This is a genomic window from Psychroflexus lacisalsi (genome assembly GCF_020164495.1).
GTDB classification, from domain to species: domain Bacteria; phylum Bacteroidota; class Bacteroidia; order Flavobacteriales; family Flavobacteriaceae; genus Psychroflexus; species Psychroflexus lacisalsi.
The window spans coordinates 70,052-90,881 of the sequence record NZ_JAIQYZ010000007.1 but is presented as its reverse complement, the minus strand read 5'-3'; the positions used below and the strand labels follow the sequence as shown (position 1 = coordinate 90,881).

At 35.4% G+C, this 20,830-nt stretch carries 19 protein-coding genes; 14 read left to right on the top strand and 5 right to left on the bottom strand.

Annotated features, from left to right (window positions below; genetic code table 11):
• The first annotated feature begins 55 nt into the window (after positions 1 to 55).
• From LB449_RS13475 to arfB, 5 genes are read left to right on the top strand one after another with little or no spacing between them, the layout of a single operon-like run.
• Positions 56 to 316, top strand: coding sequence for a thiamine-binding protein (locus tag LB449_RS13475; RefSeq protein WP_224455645.1), 261 nt, complete (start codon positions 56 to 58; stop codon positions 314 to 316).
• The gene (gene pnuC / locus LB449_RS13470) at positions 300 to 938 is read left to right on the top strand and encodes a nicotinamide riboside transporter PnuC (protein WP_224455644.1); all 639 of its coding nucleotides are present in this window, start codon (positions 300 to 302) and stop codon (positions 936 to 938) included. Before LB449_RS13475 ends, pnuC begins: the two co-directional genes overlap by 17 nt.
• The gene (locus LB449_RS13465) at positions 893 to 1,447 is read left to right on the top strand and encodes an AAA family ATPase (protein WP_224455643.1); all 555 of its coding nucleotides are present in this window, start codon (positions 893 to 895) and stop codon (positions 1,445 to 1,447) included. Before pnuC ends, LB449_RS13465 begins: the two co-directional genes overlap by 46 nt.
• Before the next feature lie 7 nt (positions 1,448 to 1,454).
• The gene (locus LB449_RS13460; RefSeq protein ID WP_224455642.1) at positions 1,455 to 2,999 is read left to right on the top strand and encodes a DUF4301 family protein; all 1,545 of its coding nucleotides are present in this window, start codon (positions 1,455 to 1,457) and stop codon (positions 2,997 to 2,999) included.
• Complete coding sequence (arfB, locus tag LB449_RS13455) at positions 2,992 to 3,396, top strand: alternative ribosome rescue aminoacyl-tRNA hydrolase ArfB (RefSeq protein WP_224455641.1); 405 nt, start codon at positions 2,992 to 2,994, stop codon at positions 3,394 to 3,396. Before LB449_RS13460 ends, arfB begins: the two co-directional genes overlap by 8 nt.
• A 55-nt stretch (positions 3,397 to 3,451) precedes the next feature.
• On the opposite strand, the gene LB449_RS13450 is transcribed toward arfB, so the two are convergent.
• The 3 genes from LB449_RS13450 to LB449_RS14060 form a co-directional block, all read right to left on the bottom strand.
• Positions 3,452 to 4,567, bottom strand: coding sequence for an NAD(P)/FAD-dependent oxidoreductase (locus LB449_RS13450; protein ID WP_224455640.1), 1,116 nt, complete (start codon positions 4,565 to 4,567; stop codon positions 3,452 to 3,454).
• A 157-nt stretch (positions 4,568 to 4,724) separates the two neighbouring features.
• Positions 4,725 to 6,983 carry a phosphoenolpyruvate carboxylase gene (locus tag LB449_RS13445; protein WP_317196228.1) on the bottom strand — a complete coding sequence of 753 codons (2,259 nt, stop codon included), beginning with the start codon at positions 6,981 to 6,983 and terminating at the stop codon, positions 4,725 to 4,727.
• Between the two features lie 68 nt (positions 6,984 to 7,051).
• Entirely contained in the window at positions 7,052 to 7,231 is a 180-nt protein-coding gene (locus LB449_RS14060) for a hypothetical protein (RefSeq protein ID WP_317196227.1), read from the bottom strand.
• A 398-nt stretch (positions 7,232 to 7,629) separates the two neighbouring features.
• On the opposite strand from LB449_RS14060, the gene LB449_RS13440 reads away from it, so the two are divergent.
• On the top strand, positions 7,630 to 10,005 hold the full coding sequence (locus tag LB449_RS13440; RefSeq protein ID WP_224455639.1) for a TonB-dependent receptor: 2,376 nt from the start codon (positions 7,630 to 7,632) through the stop codon (positions 10,003 to 10,005).
• A 61-nt stretch (positions 10,006 to 10,066) separates the two neighbouring features.
• Here LB449_RS13440 and LB449_RS13435 read toward each other — a convergent pair whose 3' ends face one another.
• Together LB449_RS13435 and LB449_RS13430 are read right to left on the bottom strand one after the other, a co-directional pair.
• Complete coding sequence (locus tag LB449_RS13435; RefSeq protein WP_224455638.1) at positions 10,067 to 11,062, bottom strand: DUF4837 family protein; 996 nt, start codon at positions 11,060 to 11,062, stop codon at positions 10,067 to 10,069.
• Between the two features lie 74 nt (positions 11,063 to 11,136).
• Complete coding sequence (locus LB449_RS13430; protein ID WP_224455637.1) at positions 11,137 to 11,658, bottom strand: DUF4304 domain-containing protein; 522 nt, start codon at positions 11,656 to 11,658, stop codon at positions 11,137 to 11,139.
• 205 nt (positions 11,659 to 11,863) lie between these two features.
• Here LB449_RS13430 and LB449_RS13425 point away from each other — a divergent pair, with 205 nt between their 5' ends.
• The 8 genes from LB449_RS13425 to LB449_RS13390 all read left to right on the top strand — a co-directional run bounded on the left by LB449_RS13425 (position 11,864) and on the right by LB449_RS13390 (position 20,727).
• Positions 11,864 to 12,481 carry a porin family protein gene (locus LB449_RS13425; protein WP_224455636.1) on the top strand — a complete coding sequence of 206 codons (618 nt, stop codon included), beginning with the start codon at positions 11,864 to 11,866 and terminating at the stop codon, positions 12,479 to 12,481.
• Positions 12,482 to 12,542: 61 nt separating this feature from the next.
• Positions 12,543 to 13,361, top strand: a complete 819-nt coding sequence (locus LB449_RS13420) for a pseudouridine synthase (RefSeq protein ID WP_224455635.1) — start codon at positions 12,543 to 12,545, stop codon at positions 13,359 to 13,361.
• An 8-nt stretch (positions 13,362 to 13,369) separates the two neighbouring features.
• A complete protein-coding gene (locus tag LB449_RS13415) occupies positions 13,370 to 15,388 on the top strand; it encodes a hypothetical protein (protein ID WP_224455634.1) in 2,019 nt (672 codons plus the stop codon).
• 5 nt (positions 15,389 to 15,393) lie between these two features.
• Positions 15,394 to 16,215, top strand: coding sequence for a DUF2490 domain-containing protein (locus LB449_RS13410; protein WP_224455633.1), 822 nt, complete (start codon positions 15,394 to 15,396; stop codon positions 16,213 to 16,215).
• A gap of 12 nt (positions 16,216 to 16,227) precedes the next feature.
• Complete coding sequence (locus tag LB449_RS13405; protein ID WP_224455632.1) at positions 16,228 to 17,121, top strand: MORN repeat-containing protein; 894 nt, start codon at positions 16,228 to 16,230, stop codon at positions 17,119 to 17,121.
• 231 nt (positions 17,122 to 17,352) lie between these two features.
• Positions 17,353 to 18,753, top strand: a complete 1,401-nt coding sequence (locus tag LB449_RS13400; protein WP_224455631.1) for an arginine decarboxylase — start codon at positions 17,353 to 17,355, stop codon at positions 18,751 to 18,753.
• Entirely contained in the window at positions 18,743 to 19,618 is an 876-nt protein-coding gene (gene speB / locus LB449_RS13395; RefSeq protein WP_224455630.1) for an agmatinase, read from the top strand. Before LB449_RS13400 ends, speB begins: the two co-directional genes overlap by 11 nt.
• Positions 19,619 to 19,758: 140 nt before the next feature.
• Complete coding sequence (locus tag LB449_RS13390) at positions 19,759 to 20,727, top strand: deoxyhypusine synthase family protein (protein WP_224455629.1); 969 nt, start codon at positions 19,759 to 19,761, stop codon at positions 20,725 to 20,727.
• Positions 20,728 to 20,830: the final 103 nt, after the last annotated feature.

Here is a 20,830-nt window from a genome sequence, read left to right as displayed (position 1 = left end):
TAGTCTTTAATCTTCTTATAAAAAATAGTAATCTTGTGACTCGAAAATATAAGCTATGAAAATTTCAGTAGAATTAACCTTGACTCCAATACAGGACGACTATGAACCGATTATCATAGATTTTATAAAATCCTTGAGAAACTCAGGACTTACAGTTCTAGAAAATCCGTTGAGCACCCAAGTTTATGGAGAATATGATAAAGTGATGCAGATTTTGAAGGACGAAGTGGAAATTGCTTTTGAAGCCATGGATCGAGGCTTGCTGCACATGAAACTAGTGAAATCTGATAGAAGCGATTATGAGCCACATTTTTGATTGGTTATTTTCAGAATATGAAAATACGCCCACTCATTATATAGTTTTAGAAGTCATTGCCATAGTCTTTGGCTTTTTGAGTGTTTTATTTTCTAAAAAAGATAACATTTTAGTGTTTCCAACTGGAATTATCAGCACTTTGATCTTTGTCTACATCCTTTACCAATATAGTCTTTTGGGCGATATGATGATAAATGCTTATTATTTTACGATGAGTGTGTACGGTTGGTACCTCTGGACAAGAAAAGTTGACGATTCGCATTTTATACCAATAGAAAGAGCCTCAGCTAGAGAAAACATCAAGTCCATTTTTCTTTTTATAGCAACCGCTATCTTTGTTTGTGTAATTTACGAAGTATTCGATAAATGGGATGGTTGGGTTACTTACATGGATGTTATAACGACCTCTATTTTCTTTGTGGGAATGTGGTTGATGGCCAAGAAAAGACTAGAGAATTGGATTTACTGGATTATTGGTGATTTCATTTCAATACCCCTATATTACTATAAAGGCCTTACGTTTACATCATTTCAATTCATACTTTTTACTATCATTGCTGTTTACGGATATTTAGAATGGAAGAAGAACTTAAACAAACCCAAAGCAAACTTATTAAAATAGTCCTTTTTGGTCCTGAATCTTCTGGTAAGTCCAGCTTAGCTGAAGCCTTAGCAGAGGAGTACAACACCGAATGGGTTCCTGAGTTTGCCAGAGAATATCTGCAGGAGAAGTACAACAATTCTGCTGAAGTTTGTGCGCCTTCAGACCTTATTCCCATTGCAAAAGGTCAAATCCAGATGGAAAATAAATCAGCAAAAAAAGCAAGAAATTATCTTTTTTGTGATACCAATGTTTTACAGACACTTACTTACGCTAAAGTCTATTTTGAAGACTTTCAAAATGCTGCTTTAGAGCAATGTGTAGAACAACACGAGTACACTTATTATTTCCTTACTTATATAGACACTCCTTGGGTAGCCGACGATTTGCGAGATAAACCCGAGGAGAGAATTGAAATGTTTAGTATATTTGAAAATACGCTCATCCAAAAAAATCTACCTTTTACAACTTTAAAGGGTGATTTGAAGCAACGTTTACAAAAAGCCAAATCTATTATTAAAACTCTATAATTTAATTATGAACTTCAATCCTGACGACCTCTCTCATCTAAATGATCATGATCAATCTGTTCAAAAAATTGAGAAAGATCTACAACATTTTGAAAAAGGTTTTCCAAACCTTGAAATCGTAAAGCCGGCCACTTTGGGTGATGGGATTTTGAAATTAAGCACAAAAGAAAAAAAAGAATTAATTAAAGCTTATAAACAGTCTGCCTTACAGGTATTAAAATTCGTTCCGGCGAGTGGTGCAGCCTCGAGAATGTTTAGATCCCTTCATCAGTTTTTGGACGAATACCCGACTACTACTTTTAGTTTTGAAAACTTTTTAAAAGAAGAAAAATTTAAGGATTTAAAAGTATTTTTTGATTCCATAGAGCATATTGCTTTTTATGAGGACTTGATTCTAGCATTAAAAGGCAGAGGTGTAGACTTTGACGAGTTGTCACGAGGAACAAATGCTTTTGAATTAGCTAAACAAATGCTAACTAAAGAGGGCTTCCAGATGGCAGATTTACCAAAAGGACTTATTCCATTTCATAAGTATCCTCAAGAAAAGTTATCAGCATTTGAAGAGCACTTTTACGAAGCCACAAATTACGCTGTAAAAAATGGTAAAGCGAAACTTCATTTTACGATTTCTACAAATCATATTGATAGATTCAAAAATAAACTGAAAGACTTTCAGCCTAAGATTGAAGAGGAAACAGGAATTAGTTTTGAGGTTGATTTTTCTTTTCAGCATTCTTCGACAGATACGATTTGCCTGGACTCCAATGGTGAAATTTTTAAAGATGAGAATAATAAAATCTTGTTTCGTCCTGCCGGTCATGGAGCCTTAGTCGATAATTTGAATCAGCTTGATTCGGATATTATATTCATAAAAAACATAGATAATGTCGCTCATCAAGATCCAGCTTTAGAAGCTGGTCAATCCTCTTTGGAATATAAATCAGTTCTTGCAGGCTTACTGATTCAGTTGCAAAACAAAGCATTTTCACTTTTAGAGAACCTTAATAAAGAGTCCGTTAGTGAAGAGGTAATTCAGGAAGCTGTCACTTTTTTGAAGAACGATTTGAATATACACGTAGATTTTAAAAACAGGGATGAAATTGTTCATTACCTTAACAGGCCTATAAGAGTATGTGGAATGGTTGTGAATGAGGGAGCACCAGGTGGCGGCCCGTTCTGGATTAAAAATGAAGATGATAGTATTTCTTTGCAAATTATAGAAAAGTCTCAGGTCGATTTAACTCAGCAAGATCAGAAAGAAAAATTAGAGGCTTCAACGCATTTTAATCCTGTGGATATTGTTTGCAGTTTGAAAAATTATAAAGGTGAAGCTTTTGATTTGAAGCAATTTGTAGATGTCAATAAAGGCTTTATTGCCAAGAAGTTTGTTGGAGGTGAAGCTATAAAAGCGCTCGAATTGCCTGGACTTTGGAATGGCGGAATGGCTTTTTGGAATACGGTTTTTGTCGAAGTTCCTGCGGAAAGTTTTAATCCAGTGAAAACTGTGGTAGATCTTCTCAAGCCTGGTCATCAACCCAAAACTGATGTTTAACACCAAGGTATTATATAATGAGCTTCAGTTTCAATTTGCTTTAAGTGGTGGGCCTGGCGGACAACACGTCAATAAAACGGAAACCAAAGTTATCATTACCTGGCATCCTTCATCTTCAGCTGTTTTTTCCGAATCTCAAAAAGCCTTAATCCAAAGTAAACTAGCTTCCAGAATCAATTCTGAAGGTGAACTTAAAGTAAGCGTTGCCAAAACGCGAAGTCAACTTCAAAACAAAAAACTGGCGGTAGCGATGCTGGAAGACTTGCTTAAAAAAGCGCTTCAGAAACCGAAAAAGCGAATTAAAACTAAACCCTCAAGATCTTCAAAATTAAAACGTCTTCAGAAGAAAAAACAGCATTCTGATAAAAAGCAATTAAGGAAAAAACCGAAGCTTTAGAAAAGTCAGGACTGTAAATTCTTAATTTTTTGCAGGAAGTTATTGTAAATGCCTTTTAGTCAACCAGATCTGCCAATTCCTTGCCTACGCTGCTGCCTATGGCAACACCCATTCCACCGAGTCGAACTGCACAGAACACCCGATTCGATATCGGCTTTATGATTGGACTTTTCTGTTGTCCAACTCCTAAAATCCCACTCCATCGCTGATCGATTTCAAAATTGTAATCAGGTAAAATCACATCTTTAAGCAAATCTTCCAAAGCATTTTGAATACGCGTAGTAGTTTCCAAAACGGAGGTTGTTTCGCCATCACTGTCCAGATTTCTACCACCACCAAGTAATATCCTGTTGTGTATATTTCTAAAGTAGTAAAAACCTTCATCCAGATGGAAAGTACCCTTAATAGATGAATTCGGAATAGGTTTGGTAATTAAAACTTGATTCCTAGCTGGAGTGACATTGAGCTCTAATAATTCAGAGGCAAATGCATTGGTCGCAATAAGAAGATATTTTGCTTTAAAATCAAAATCTTCAAGTTGTATATGAACAGATTCTGCTTCAGTTGAAAATGATTTGACTTCAATCGAATTTAAAATTGAAATGCCCTCAGACTGAGCTTTTTTCAACAGAGCTTGCATCATTTTACCTGTATCGATTTGTCCTTCAAAAGGATTGAAAATCAAATTGGGTAAAGTATTTTTAAAGCCAAAATTATTAATTTTCAATTTAAAAGTGTTTGCTTTGAAGACAGGATGAAGCAGTTCATTGAACATTTGTAAATTAGCTTCGCAATTTTCAAAAGTGTCTTCGTTTTTTTTCAGAAAAACCTCATATCCGCCATGTTGCCGGAAGTCAATCTGTTTTTCTCCAAGCGTAGATTTTAATGATTCCAGGCCATCAACGCGTTTTTGTACTAAATTTAGCAGCTCTTCTTTAGTGTGATTTTTCATGTCTGAAAGCAATTCACTGGCGCTGCCAAAACAAGCAAAGCCAGCGTTTTTGGTGCTTGCCCCTTGTGGTAAAATTCCTTTTTCCAAAATGAGAATTTTTGCTTTAGGGTGTTTCTTTCTAAGTTGTAGCGCACAGGATAAACCCACAATCCCACTTCCCACTATACAAAAATCTACATTATCAAACCACGTATGTTGTTCCCAATAGGATAAATTCAAAGTGTTATTTTTTGGTTATTAAACGAAATATTTGATTTTTTTTATTTCAGTTCTAATGAAAATATTAAATCGCAATCAAGATGAACTATCAACTTCTCGGCCGCGATTGAATAGAAAAAAGCATTTTTTAGGCTTTGATTTTAATTCAAAATACTACTTAAGCAGAATTTCTGCTTGCGTTGATATTTCCAAATAAAGCTCGAATTACCATTTTCTCATAAATCTCTTTATTAGGATCATCCTCTTGGATTTTTTGCAAGGCGTACTGTTGTATACTAAGTAGAGGTAGAATAATATCTTCACGCATACTTATAGATTTTCTTGCTAGTTCTTCGTTTTCCATTAATTCGTTCTGTTTTGTCAATTTAAGAACAAGTTTTTTTGTAAGTTCATATTCCTCGCGTAAATTCATCCAGAACTTTCCATATTTTTTATTATTTTTCATGTAGGATGTCAACGGGAAATATGATTTTTTCATTGACATGATGCTATTCAAAATAAGAGATCTAAAAAAGGCTGAGTGTTCGTAAAGGTCTTCAACCACATGAAATTGATCTGCATAAGTATTAAGTGCTGTTCCAAGTCCGTAATACCCCGGTACATTTTGCCTTATCAACCCCCAGGATCCTACAAATGGTATGGCTCTCAAATCTTTTAATTGAAGTTTGGCATTTTGATTTCTTTTAGTTGGTCTACTGCATATGTTTGTGGCTCCATAGTACCTAAGGGTTGTCATTTCTTCCAAATAAGGAATGAACAACTCGTGTTCCTTTAGACTTATGTATTTCTCGTAACTTTTATCAGCTAGTTCGGTAAGTAATTCCTTATGATTTGGCTTCCAGCTTTTACTTTGTTTAGATTTTACTCCCGCCAGAAGCAGTTGTTCAAAATTGTAAGTTGCCTGTTCATGAGTTCCAAAAACACTGGTAATTGTTTGTCCCTGGATAGTCAACTGAATCTTTTCGTTTGCAATTTCGTTGCCTTGAGCAGCGTAAAATTGATGTGTTTTTCCTCCACCGCGCGCTGGTGGTCCTCCACGACCATCAAAAAACACAACTTGATAACCTTCTTGTCTTGATAAAGTTGTTAAGCGCTCTTTGGTTCTGTAAATTTCCCAGTTAGCTTTCAGATAGCCGCCATCCTTGGTGCCGTCTGAAAATCCTAACATGATGTGCTGTTCCTTGTTTCTTTTACGCAAATGTGATTTATAAATTTCATTGTCATAAAGCGCTCTCATCACAGATTCAGAGTTGTCCATGCCGTCCATAGTTTCAAATAAAGGGACAATGTCTATCTGGATATCTTCTTCCTTATATCCGCAATACTTGAAAAGAGCATACACATGTAAAACATCGAAAATGCTTTCAGAATTGGAAATGATATAGCGATGTAAACCCCTCTGCCCATTCAGTTCTTGGATGTCCCGGACTTGATATACATTTTCTATAGTGTCTACGACCAAGTCACCCGAATAATCGGCTGAATTTATTTCTAACGACTCTTTTGTTAAGTATTCCAATTTTTCTTCTGAAGACAAGTCGTTATAATTTACATTAAATTCTTTTTTGAAAATTTCAGCGATTACTTGGTTATGAATGCTACTATCCTGACGGATATCTAAAGTTGCAAAGTGATTTCCAAAGAGGTGCACTCTTCCAATAAAATCATCGATTAAGTCGATATTCAAAGACTGGTACTTGTCCTCAACCAACTTTCTTACATGATACATGATTGAGAGAATTTCTTCAGACTTTAAACTTGTTTTTTTCTTGAAAATTTGCTTGTATAATTTGCGTTTTAGTTTATTCAGAGGTTCATTAACTTCCCTAAAAGTGAGTTTACGCATCAAAACTTTCAGGTGGTTATAATAACATTTCATGATAGTAATCCGCAATTGAGTTGCTACTTCATAAGTAGTTTCTTTGGTTACAAATGGATTTCCGTCTCGGTCGCCGCCTGGCCAAAACCCCATTTCCAGCAAATTTGGGTTGAAGTCTGGAGGTAAATTGGCAGCTTTTCCAATTTGGTGATAGATTTTGCCTAGTGTTTCATAATAAACATATCTCAAGTAAAATATGATACTTTGTGCTTCTTCAAGTGGGGTGGGCTTTTCTCTATTAATAAACGGAGTATAAGCTAGCTGTTGAAGGATGTTATCAATTTTTGTAATGCTATCTATTTGAACGGCATTGCGAAGTTCATGCATTATTCCTTGCACATTGTTGGGGTAAAATTGTGTAGGATGAGCGGTAAAGACCACTCTAGAGCTAAAGTTTTTCAGGTGTTCAATAAGATCTTGGTAATTTGCGTTACCGGGTTGTAATACGTTTTCGATTTTTTGTTTTTTGAAACTTGAAAAGGCGGCATCTTCAATACTATCAAACAAAACCACTTGGCGTTCGATATACTTTATCATTCTGAATAATAAATCAAACTTTTCTTTGTCGGAAGTTAACTCAGTATGGTTAGCTAGAAAGTCTTCAATTACTGCTTTAGGCTCTGCGTCTTTTTATAACCTTCCTTGCTCAACTTATGAAGAAGTGGAATAAAAACACCTGTATAGGTAGTATTTTCGTTTGGAAGATTTAAAAACAAGCTGTTATAGATTAAGTATTTATTGCTTACAATTTGTCTAAATTTTTCTATACGTTCATTGTTTTGCATGGTCTGTTGATTTTTGGTTTGAATTTTAACTTAATAAGCTAGTTTATCAAAAATAAAGAAAAACCAGTATTAAACCTCAAAATCAAAGTTTAATCCAACTCCTTTAAACTTTGAGACTTAAAACTCAAGTTTATAATCTATATATTTTTATCAATAATTAGTGCATTTATAATGACTGAAATTAAATTCAATTACATAAATTTACAACAAATCTCTAAGGGGTGTTTTGTGAAAGCAAGACTGAGATCATACCCAATGAACCTGGGCAAGTAATGTTGCCAAGGGAAATGACATGTTTGTCATGCATTGCTTTATACTCCTGATACCAGAGCGGTCTTCAGGTTTTTTTATGTTTAACATTGAATAATTGCCCCTTTTATTCGTAAATCATTTTACGAATGAAAATCAAATTATTTCTATTATGTGCTATCTTCTTTGGATGGCAATCCTTCTCACAAGATTACACGATAGAAGGAAAAGTAACAGACAACGGTAAAGCACTTCCGGGAGTAAGTGTGTATGCCAAATCTACCAATTACGGAACAGTCACCGATGAGAATGGAGACTATCAGTTGAAAGTTTCACCAGGAACTTACACGCTTATTTTTAACTTCGGAAACAGGAGAGAATTTAAGGTGAATGTAGATTCCAATCAAAGGCTTGATGTTGATATGTCTAAGGCTGAAGAAGCTCTGGATGAAGTTTTGGTCCAGGCATTTCGGGTTAATGCGGACTCTCCAATCACGCACTCCAACTTCAGTAAAAAAGAAATTGAAGAGCGTAATCTAGGTCAGGACATTCCTATTTTACTAAATGTACTTCCTTCCGTCGTGTCCACAACCGATGCTGGAAATGGTGTGGGTTATACGTCTATAAGAGTGAGAGGTAGTGATGCTTCCAGAGTGAATGTGACCCTAAACGGTATTCCCTTCAATGATCAGGAAAGCCAGGGCTCCTTTTGGGTGAATCTTCCAGATTTTGCTTCTTCTACAGAAAACATTCAATTGCAAAGAGGTGTGGGAACATCGACCAACGGATCAGGAGCTTTTGGAGCGAGTTTGAATATCTTGACAGAAGCCAAAAGTGATGAGCCAAGTGCGGAGTTGAGCAACTCATTTGGTTCTTTCAACACGAGACGCCATACTGTAGAATTTGGAACAGGACTTTTGGAAGATAAATTCACATTCTCGGGTCGATTGTCACAAATCAAGTCTGACGGTTACATCGATAGAGCTTCTTCTGATCTTAAATCTTACTTTTTGCAAGGAACCTTTAAGGAGGGAAACACCTTTATAAAAGCGCTGACTTTTGGAGGAAACAATGTGACTTACCAAGCTTGGAATGGTATTGATCGAGAAACTCTGGAAACCGATAGAACATTCAACCCTTCCGGACAATATACCGATGAAAATGGGCAAACTCAGTTTTATGATAACGAAGTAGATAATTATAAACAAGATCACTATCAATTACACTTGAATCAGAGATTGGATCAGAACTGGACGACAAATTTGAGTTTGAACTACACCTACGGTCGTGGTTATTTTGAACAATATGAAGAAAATGGTGATTTGGCTTTTCATGAAATTGGGCCGGTCACAGTTGGTAACGAAACCATTGAAGAATCAGACTTGATACGAAGACGTTGGCTGGATAATGATTATTACGTCATCAGCGGAACTTCAACGTATACGGATAGTCAACTCGAGTTTACCTCTGGTTTGTTTTACAGCTATTATACTAATGATCACTTTGGAGAAGTCATTTGGTCGCGATTTGCTGGGGATTCTAAAATAAGAGATAACTATTATTTCGGTACGGGTACAAAACAAGAATTTACAGCGTTTAGTAAAGCTACTTTAAAGTTGGATGATAGGCTGAGCCTCTTTGGAGATTTGCAGGGACGGTTTGTAAATTACGAAACTATAGGTTTGACTTCAGATAAAGAAAACTTATTAGTCGATGAAAACTTCAATTTCTTTAACCCAAAAGCTGGTGCAACTTTTGAATTGAATGCCTATCAACAATTATACGCATCATATGGGAAAGCCAGAAGAGAGCCACGTCGACGCGACTTTGAAAATGGCATTACCAATCCAGAAGTTCTGGATGACTTTGAATTGGGTTGGAGGGTCGATCTAGGTAATTCCAGCATTAATACAAACGCTTATTATATGTATTACAAAGACCAGATGGTCTTAACAGGAGCCATAGATGATGTGGGTGCGCCAATCAGAGAAACTAGTGGAGAAAGTTATAGATTAGGTTTGGAAATCGATGCTGATATCAAAATCAATCGCTTATTTTCTGCTCGACCTAATTTGACTTTAAGCCGAAATAAAAATATCGATTTTAGAGCAAATCTCGATGGACAAATTAGAGACCTTGGGGAAACTAATATTTCTTTTTCTCCAGAAATTATAGCAGCCAATCAACTGATTTATCACCCTAGCGAAGAGTTTCAGATAAATTTGATATCAAAATATGTAGGTGAACAGTATATGGGCAATATCGATAGTGAAGTGTCTTTGCTGGATAGTTTTTTCACCAACGATATCAATATTGTTTACGAGTGGAAAGATGTACCTTTATTCAAATCGGTTGTGTTTACAGGACTTGTGAATAATGTGTTTGATGTAAAGTATGAGTCCAATGGCTATTTCTTCTTTTTTGATTCACAAAATGACGCAGGCCAAGTTCAAACAATTGAAGGCGCTGGATTTTATCCACAAGCAGGTATTAACTTCTTAGCGGGAGTGACACTTAAGTTTTAATCATAAAGTTTATAAACCAAAAAAAGACCTCCAAGTGGAGGTCTTTTTTACTGTTAAACGTCTAGTTTATAAACCGAGCAGATTTTAGTATAGCTTCAATTTCAAACATTTGTAATCTTTTGGAAGAAGAAGGTTTGAACACAAAACCTTCTAAAATGATATAGCGATCATTTTTTTCATCTCTTACAGCATAAGTCATAAAAGGACCTGCCATAAAAAACCCTTTTACTTCCCAGGTTCCTTTGATCTCATAAGCAAACTTTCCATCAATTTCAGTTTCAAACAGATATGGAGCATAAGCTTCCTCGGTAATCATGTGAGTGTCTTCAGTAGGACCGGGAATATACTTTTCACCAACTGAATCTCTCATTTTTATAACATTGGCTATAATATCGTTGTTTTTTTCAATAGTAGAAGTAGGAACTTCATAAGTAAGTAATTCCATACTTCCATTTTTTATGTCTTTACGCATCCAGAAAAACTTATCTTCCTGTTTCGCGTAGCGATATGCGGAAGGAAAAAGCATCGTGATTCCCAATGATTTTTTTAGAACATCAACTTCATTGGGAGCTTTTCTCATCCTTCTCCTTTTTTCTTTTAATTCAGTATTACTGAAAAGTTCCAGAAATTTATCTTTATGAGTATTCAATTCTGTGATGATTGAGGAAGGATTGGGGCCAGTAATAGCTATGCCGGTTTGAGGCTTGGCAAAAGAATCAATCAAAACTTGATGGCCAGTTTTTTCAGAAGTTTCAATCTTCAGGAACGTTCTGTTTTTTCTTGCAAAACCATTAAAAGCTTTTGGTGGGATTTGGTTCAATGCATACTTTGGCTCTTGTTGAGGTAAGCCCTGGACATCTTCAGCAAAAATTTGCCGAATGTGTTCACCTATAGAATCCTGCCAGTCGTCGTTGGTGATCACAACGTTTAGTTGATTCAAATTACCAGAAGATTCAGCCTTGTAAGCAGAATTTTTTGTGTCAGTACAGGAATAAATTGAAATGAAGAAAACAAGCGCAAGGCTGAATTTTCCGAAGCGGCGTAAAGTTGATTGCATTTTTTTTGGATTTTTTTGTTGAATATTACTTATCCAATATTATTCCAAAAGTACGATTCTTAACAATAACTTTTTTAGCTCGCTATATTGTTCATTAGTTTGAATCTATGTTCTTGGATAAATCGGTCCAGTCTTTGATTCCAAAAGGGCACATCTTTGTAAAATTCTACACAATCCTGCAAAGTCTTCTGCTTGAGTAATTGTGGTATGATGTATTCTTCGAAGTCTCGTGTGATTAGCTTTAGAAATTCATCTGCATTGTCTTCATTGGTCAATGAGTAGCCGATGCTATTTTTAAATCTATGAAACTGAAGTTCCTCGGGAAGATAGCAATCTTGTGAAACGCAAACCGCCAGCTCTGTGATCTCTGGACGTTTTCTGGATGAAGATTTTATTGGTGGTATCATCATGCCTAAATTGATCCTGAAATCAATTTTATCATCTGTTGACCACCAGTATTTTTGAAGTGTGAGTACTAAAGAAAACTCATCTGAAGATTTCCACCAAATTTCGCCGTCATTATTAAAACCAGCTTCAAGCATGATTGGTTTTAAGATTTCGACTTCCATTTTTTGTAATAATTCAATTGCTTTCATAACTAAAGGTATTTGACTTATTCAAATGTACAAGCCTTCTTTGGTTTTGATTTACGGTTCAACCGTAATCATAGTGCGGTAAAACCGTAAAATTTTATTTTACGCTTACAAAACAACTCAGTTCATGATAACCCTAGCTAAAAACTCATCTTTTTGAAATTAAAAGTTGTTCTGAATATTTACATTTGTTTTTTTTCTAAAAAATATGAAGTATACCACTGCATTAGTCATCATCTTTCTCACTTTTCTTTCTCCAGGTACAATTGCGCAAGAGCAGAATTCTACATTAGAATATGGTGCCAAGTTTGGTCTATCTATATCTGAGTTTAAAGGCGCCGAGAATCTTAAATCCTTACGATCGACTTTTACTGCTGGATTAATTTCAGAATATAGTTTAACTGAAAAATATGCTTTACAACTGGAGTTATTATATTCCAGACAAGGAAGCACAAATAGAGGAAATGAACAAGGATCCTATTTTGAAGACAGTGTAAACCTTAACTATTTTAACTTACCAATTCTGGGAAAATATTACATCAATAAAGGTTTGGCTTTTGAATTGGGACCCCAGTTTGGATACCTTGTTAATGCCACCTATGAAAGCAAACAAGCAGAAAACTCTAATAAAATAAATGTAGACGACGATTTTGAAAAGCTGGATATGTCGATTTCTGCTGGTATAAGTTATAAAACAGATTGGGGCTTTTTAGTTGGAGCCAGATACAGCCTTGGTTTGAATAATATCAACGACGGATTTAATTTTGAATCCAGTAATTTAAATAACGCAGTTTTTCAGCTTTACTTTGGCTATTTAATTAAATAAAGCTTGGCTTTTCTAAATCGTCAACTGCTTTAAAAACAGTATCTTTGCGCAAATTTTGAAAATGAAAGACCCAAATAAACATAAAGACCCTAGCAAAAAGGGATCAAAAAGCAAATTCAGCAAAAAAGAAGTTGCTCAGTCTAAGGTAGATAAACAGATTAAAAACCCAAACGCAGGAATGCGTCTTAATAAATATGTATCAAATTCTGGCGTTTGTTCCAGAAGAGATGCAGACATCTATATAAAGTCGGGAAATGTTACTGTCAATGGTAAAGTTGTTACCGAGATGGGACACCAGGTCAAGCTCGAGGATGAGGTGAAGTTTGACGGAAGATTGATTAATCCTGAACCTAAAACCTATGTTTTGCTTAATAAGCCCAAAGGATTTTATGTTACAGGAAGTTACGAAAAAGGAAAATTGACCGCTTTGGATTTAGTTCAAAATGCGTCTAAATCTAAACTTGCTCCAGTTGGAAAACTTGACACTAGTTCAATGGGATTGATCTTGTTTACAAATGACGGGACATTGGCTAAGAAATTATCCGGGCATAAAAATGGTATTAGGCAAATCTATCAGGTAGAATTGACCAAACCTCTCAAAGAATCCGATCTTGAAGTCATAAAAGATGGTCCCTTTATAGAAGGGTCTAAAGTAAAAATCGAAGAAGCGGCCTACGTAGATAACCGACCAAAAAACATTATTGGACTTGAGTTGAGAAGCCAAAGAGCTCATATTGTCCAGCGTATCTTTAAAAAGTTAGGTTATGAAATTGAAAAACTCGATCGAGTGGTCTATGCCAACCTAGATAAGAAAAATGTTCCCAGAGGTCATTACCGCATTCTCACCAAGCAGGAGGTTATCAATTTAGGAATGGTTTAAATGTATTTATGGATAAATTGAACAGATACTTTTTATTGAACATCAACTTAATCTTAAGTAGAGTAACTCTGGTTCTAATTTTAATTTCTTCATATGTGGCGCTTGCTCAGCAAAAAGAAGTTAAAAGAGATTCATTAATAATCAATGACAGTATTTCTGGGATTGTCAACTACGAATATGATTCATCTAATGGTGAGAACATATTTGACGGAAAATTTTCTTTTGAGTCTGTATCCTCTTCAAAGTTGAAAAGTTTCGATTATCAAGCCTTCACGTATGACGGTGAATTTTCATCCGATCAAAAATCTGGTGACTGGTCCTTTTCTGATAAAAAAATGAAAGAGGAAAATCAGAAATTTGTTTCAGGTTTTAGAGTAGGGAATTTGGCTACAGGAACCGAAAACAGGATTTCTGGTGAATTTCAGGAAGGTATAGCAGTTGGTAGTTGGAAAGTGGTCAAGCAAGATTATGTAAACTCCGAAGTTAAAGACACGCTATTCTTTATCGAATCTACGTTCAAAAATAATCGATTAATAGGATCTTTAAAATCAAGCTCAAATCTTATTACTGTTCAGGGCTACTTCAACGCAGATGGATATTTTCATGGGGATTGGGTGATCAAACATCAGACTGAAAACCAACCTGTTCAAGAAAACAGGACTTATGAAGCAGGAATTTTAAAAGCCTATCAAATTATAATCGATGGTAAGACCTTTGATATTTCCTATTCAGGATTTGATACTACGGACGTGGATGATGATGAGCAGTGGGAAGATTATACCTTGCAAAACGGATATTTTGACATACTCAACCTTATAGATTTAGAAGTTGAACAAACCATTTCTTCGGAGGTGAAACTTTTAATCAATAACCGCCATCAAAAGACCAATGATTTTATAAAAAACAGCGTCTTGGCGTTTTCATTTAATTCTGAATTCGATATTTGGAACACCTTAAGAGGGAGTAGTCCTCTAGGCCTTGGAAAGTTTAAGGTGAGGAAATTTGAATTTTCATCAAACGAACAAAAATTAGTCAAAAATATAGCTGATGACTTTCAGGAGATTCAATCTATTCTGAAAAAATTCGAAAATAATCCGAAAGTCAAAATTGGTAAGCCAGTACACGAAAAATTTAATGAAGCTGAATTGATTTTTAATGTTTACAAAAATGAATTAAGCCAGTTAAAGAGAATGGTAGAGGTGATTACTTCAGATGCTTTTGAGTATGTTCATCGAGAAGAAATTTATGGTAAGATTTGGCCTAAACTTCTCTTTCCAGTTGAAGTTACCTATGAGTTTCAATCAGAATTGGTGACGAAGCCTCATGAATTTCCTGAAGCTCCTGAACGAGAAAATTTCAATCTGGATAAGGCTAGTTCCTTAATCCAAAATATCAAGACGGATGTTAAGGCCATAGATTTGGAAGTTCAAAAGATATTTAAGGAGATGGAAATTGAAAAATCGCTTTCCAATGATGAAAAACGTCTTGTAGAAAAGAAAGGTAAAATTGAAAGCTTATTCAATTTAGATTCAGAAGAAAATGATCTAAATACGTATCATCAAAGATATTCAGAATTAGTTTTGAAACTCACCGAAAGCACCTTCAATTCCTACGGTAGTTTGAAGGTTGACCAAAAGAAAAATCAGATTAAGGATTTACTTCGTTGTTACAACAACCTTCTGGATTTCTACACTTTCCTTGAAAATTTAGAATCTAAAAACGAAAGGCTGGACGAAGCTTACACAAACACAACTTTCAATGCATATATGATGGTTGATATGTCTGAAAGGATAAAGGAAAATATTTACACAGCCTTTATTGAAAGCTTAAGACCTTACTTGTTTGAAAGACTAAGCAATGATTTCAACTGTGAAAATTTAGAATTGGCTATGGAGGATATCAGTAGCGTTTATCAAAAAATGCTGGAACTTAGCAAACGTGATACTAGGGCTGAGGAAAAAGAATTAAGAAGAGAGAAAGACCCTGAAGTTATTTTGTCTGTTCTGGAATTGAAGTTGAAATATTGATGTATATGAAGTTCAACGGATCAATTAAATTCAGTTTATTCTTTGTTTTTATTGCAAGTTTTGTTTTTTCACAAGAAGACAATACAAGCTTTCCAGACCAGTCTATTTTGAATGCACCTGAAACACTTACGTGGATCAATAGTTACGGTACTTTTAGGCTAAGTGAGAAGTGGTTTTGGCACGGAGAGTTACATTATCGAATGCGTGAAAATGATAGCAGAAATTTTATTGGCGATGTAGCTCAGGTTTATAACAGGCATGGTATTCAATATATCCCCAATAAAAGCTTCAAATTTACATTGGGTGGTGTTTTGCGAGTAGATTTTGGTGATCAAAGCGGAGATGCTTTCGAAAAAATAAGATTGGAGCCCAGGATATGGCATGAGTATCAATGGATAATGCCCTACGAACGTTTTAGGATTTATCACCGTATAAGAATTGAACACCGTTGGAAAAAAAGTTTCCAAAAAGGTTCGGAATATGTTTTTGGCAACAGATGGCGTTATAAATTTATGATGAAGATTCCGCTGAACAAACCTAAACTACAGCCAGGGGCTTTCTATTTTAATCCAGATGTTGAGTTGATTATGCAAAGTGGAAAAAGTATCGTAGACAATCCTATTGAGGACTTAAGGTTTTATCCTGGTATTGGATACATTGCCTCGCCACGGGTAAGTTACTCGGCGAATATGATGTATACCACTGGTCAATCTGGAATAGATGGAGGGATTTATCGAGAACGTTGGATATTCAAATTCAATGTGTATATCAACTTGGATTTGAGAAAATTCGATGATAAAATACCTGAAACTAGATTTTACGATTAACAAAATTAAAGCATGAGTTCTAAAGACAAAAAAAATAAAAATCGGTATAAAGTATTGTTCATTGTCTCATTGATTGCCATTTTGGCTTTGGTTGTGATTGTATTCTCGCTAGACTCTAAACTTAACACTTATCAAAACAGTGAAACTATACCTGCTTCAGCTTATTCCGAATTAGAGTCTGATCTTACTATCCTAAAAGATATTATTTCAGCAGATGAGGTGTGGATGATGGACAATCAACCTGGGAATGCATTAAAACAATATAAAAACCTAGAACTATCAGATAGCGATTTAAGAAAAAAGGTAGATCAAAGAATAAAACGAGTCCAGAATATTTTACAATCTGAAAATGATGATGAACTCACTAAAATAAATCTACGAACTGAGCTCAGTAATACCATTGATTTAAAAGATTCTATTTCAAGTCGTTCGGATTCTCTTCAGCGAGCATTCAAGCTGTCATTAAATCAAATTAAGAGTGTTAATGATAGTCTTGAAAGTGAATTGAACATCAAGTCAAAAGAGTTAAACCGCAAAGAGACTTTAAAGGTTATAAGTTTTAGATCTGATAAGGATATATTGATCCACTATGTTGGCGAAACTGAAAATAATATAGCTACAGGCAGTGGAGTAGGTGTGTGGACAAACGGATCTATTTATAGAGGTGAATGGAAAGAAAACAAACCGCATGGAAAAGGTAATTTCCAATGGGCGGATGGAGCTAAATACGAAGGAGATTTTGTGAGGGGTGAACGAACAGGCGAAGGTACTTTTAGCTATCCTACTGGAGAGAAATACGTTGGAGAATTTAAAGAAGGATTGAGGAATGGTAGTGGAATACTTTATGATATTGATGGCAACGTAAGTTTTGAAGGGCAATGGAAGAAAGATAAACCAGTCCAGTAACCAGTAGATTTATACCATAAAGTAACTGAAATTTTAACATTTGTAAGCTTTTTCTATTTATGAAAATGATTTTCTTTTGTAAATGTTTTTAAAATCAAATTTAGCTTCTGATATGAAGTTTCTTCAATATTATAATTCTCTTACTGCAACAACATGTAATTCAATTTGGTGTTGATCTTCCCAATTAAAACATTTTTTTACTTAACTTTAAGGATAATAATTAATTCATAAATGAATACAAAGTACATTGACTTAATAAGCCAAACCTATGATTTCCCCCAAGATGAATTTACTCTTAAAGGTGACGAACTTAAATTTCATGATATAGACCTTATGGGTCTAGTTGAGAAATATGGAGCTCCTTTAAAATTCACTTATCTTCCAAAAATTTCTGAAAATATTGGCCGTGCTAAAAAATGGTTTCAAGATGCCATAGAAAAGCACGAGTATAAGGGAACTTACAATTATTGCTATTGCACCAAGAGTTCTCATTTTAAGCACGTTTTGGATGAAGCGTTAAAGAATAATATCCACATCGAAACTTCTTCTGCTTTTGATATTGATATCGTTAACAGCTTAAAAGAGAAAGGTAAAATCACTAAGGATACTTATGTGATTTGTAATGGTTTCAAAAGAGACCAATACGTTTCTAATATTGCAAATCTTATTAATGGTGGTCATCACAATTGCATTCCTATAATTGACAATTACGAGGAAATCGCTCTGCTCACTAAAGAAATAGATAAAGACTTTAAAATCGGAATTAGAATTGCTTCCGAGGAAGAACCTAAGTTTGAATTTTATACTTCCAGGTTAGGTATTGGCTATAAAAATATTGTTCCGTTTTACGAAGATCAGATCAAAAACAACGATCAGGTTGAGTTAAAGATGCTCCACTTTTTTATCAATACAGGTATTAGAGATAATGCCTACTATTGGAATGAGCTTCAGAAATGTTTGAGAGTCTATACTCGCTTGAAAAAAGTATGTCCTAGTCTGGATAGCCTCAATATTGGTGGTGGTTTTCCGATAAAGAATTCTCTGGCATTTGAGTATGATTATGAATACATCATCGATGAGGTTATCAATCAAATTAAACTGACTTGTGAGGAAGAAGATGTTCCTGTGCCTCATATTTTTACTGAATTTGGGAGTTTTACTGTAGGCGAAAGTGGTGGAGCGATTTATGAAGTTTTGTACCAGAAGCAACAAAATGACCGTGAGAAATGGAATATGATTAACTCTTCATTTATCACGACTTTACCAGATTCTTGGGCCATAAGTAAACGTTTTATTATGTTAGCTATTAACAGATGGCAGGATAGGTATGAGCGAGTACTTCTTGGAGGATTGACTTGCGATAGTGATGATTATTACAATTCTGAACAGCATATGAATGCGATTTACCTCCCGAAGTACGAAAAGAATGACCCGCTTTATATTGGGTTTTTCAATACCGGTGCTTATCAAGAAAGCATTGGAGGTTTTGGAGGATTGCAGCATTGTTTAATCCCAGCTCCAAAACATATTCTAATACAAAAAAACGATGATGGAAGTCTGTCGACAGAATTATTTAGTGAACAACAAAAAAGTGAAGATTTACTCAAAATTTTAGGTTATCATGGCATTTAACAAAAATTATGCAGGAATTCCAGACAAGTACGCACGTATCGACGAAGCGAAAGTTGTTTTAATTCCAGTTCCCTATGATGGAACAAGTTCTTGGCAAAAAGGAGCAGATAAAGGGCCTCAGGCTTTTTTGGAAGCTTCAGAAAACATGGAATTGTTTGACATCGAAACCCGTACAGAAGTTTATAAAAAAGGCATTTACCTGGCTCCTCCTGTGTCTGAAAAAAGCTCGCCAGAAAAAATGGTAGAAGCCGTTCATAAAACCACCAAAAACTACTTAAAGCAGGAAAAGTTTGTCACTATTTTTGGAGGTGAACACTCAGTTTCTATAGGAACCATCCGTGCTTTTCATGAGCACTATCCAGAGTTAACCGTTGTCCAAATTGATGCGCACGCCGATTTAAGACCTTCTTACGAGGGAAGTGCTTGTAATCATGCTTGTGCCGTTCATGAAGCCAGTAAAAAAGGAAACTTGATTCAGGTAGGAATCCGCTCCATGGACGAATCTGAGTTAGAGTATATGGACGAAAATCGAGTTTATTTTGCCCACGATCTTTATGAAGACTGGGCAGATGATGCGGTAGGACAAATGACTCCAAATGTCTTTATCACCATTGATCTGGATGCTTTCGATCCCTCCATTTTGCCATCTACTGGAACCCCAGAACCAGGCGGCTTATTTTGGTATGAGACTCTAGAATTCCTGAAAGAAATTTTCAAAAAGAAAAATGTAGTCGGTTTTGATATTGTAGAACTTTGCCCTAATGAAGTGGATAAATCTTCAGATTTTCTTGCCGCTAAACTGTATTATAAAATGCTGAGCTACAAGTTTAAATATGAAAATGGAAGCGAAGAAGAGGAGGAATAGACTTGAACTTGTTAGATTTAGTATTAAAAAAAGGATAAAACAAATTAGTTTTGGTTTGATGTTTTTAGATAGTCTTTTCTAAGTTTTTTTATTTGACCCTCAGCCCTCCACTTTAATTATAATTTTAAAAAATAAATACAATGAGTAAACCCATTTCGGACTTTATAGAAAAATATTACTTACACTTTAATGCAGCAAGTCTAGTTGATGCTGCCAAGGCTTATGAAAAGCAACTGGATGGTGGTTCCAAAATGTTAGTTTCCTTGGCAGGTGCGATGAGTACAGCCGAATTGGGTAAAATATTTTCTGAGATTATCCGTCAGGATAAGGTTCATATCGTGTCCTGTACTGGTGCCAATCTGGAAGAAGACGTGATGAATCTGGTCGCACATTCTCATTACAAACGCGTTCCAGAATACCGTGATTTGACACCTCAGGATGAAAGAGATTTACTAGATAAAGGCCTGAATCGGGTTACAGATACCTGTATTCCAGAGGAAGAAGCCTTCAGACGTTTGCAAAAACATATTGTCAAAATCTGGAAAGATGCCGAAGCCAAAGGTGAACGCTATTTCCCGCATGAATACATGTATAAATTATTGCTTTCAGGCGTTCTGGAAGAATACTACGAGATTGATTTAAAAGACTCTTGGATGTATGCCGCCGCAGAGAAAAACCTTCCAATTGTAGTTCCAGGATGGGAAGACAGTACGATGGGGAATATTTTTGCGAGCTACGTGATGAAGGGTGAATTGAAAGCTTCTACGGTAAAATCTGGAATAGAGTATATGACGTTTCTAGCCGATTGGTATACAGAAAACTCAAAAGAGGGGATTGGCTTTTTCCAGATTGGAGGTGGCATTGCAGGCGATTTTCCAATCTGTGTAGTACCGATGTTATATCAGGATATGGAACGCACCGACACGCCATTTTGGAACTATTTCTGTCAGATTTCAGATTCGACGACCAGTTATGGATCTTACTCCGGAGCAGTACCAAACGAAAAAATCACCTGGGGAAAACTAGACATTAACACACCAAAATTCATTATTGAAAGCGACGCCACCATTGTTGCTCCCTTGATTTTCGCGTATTTGCTGGAAATGTAAACCTCATTTTGGTTTATCTAATTTTGAGCCCTAATTGTATAATCTTCAGAAATCATCTTCACTTTGGATGCCGTCCTAAAGTGAAGATGATACTTAAAGCTTA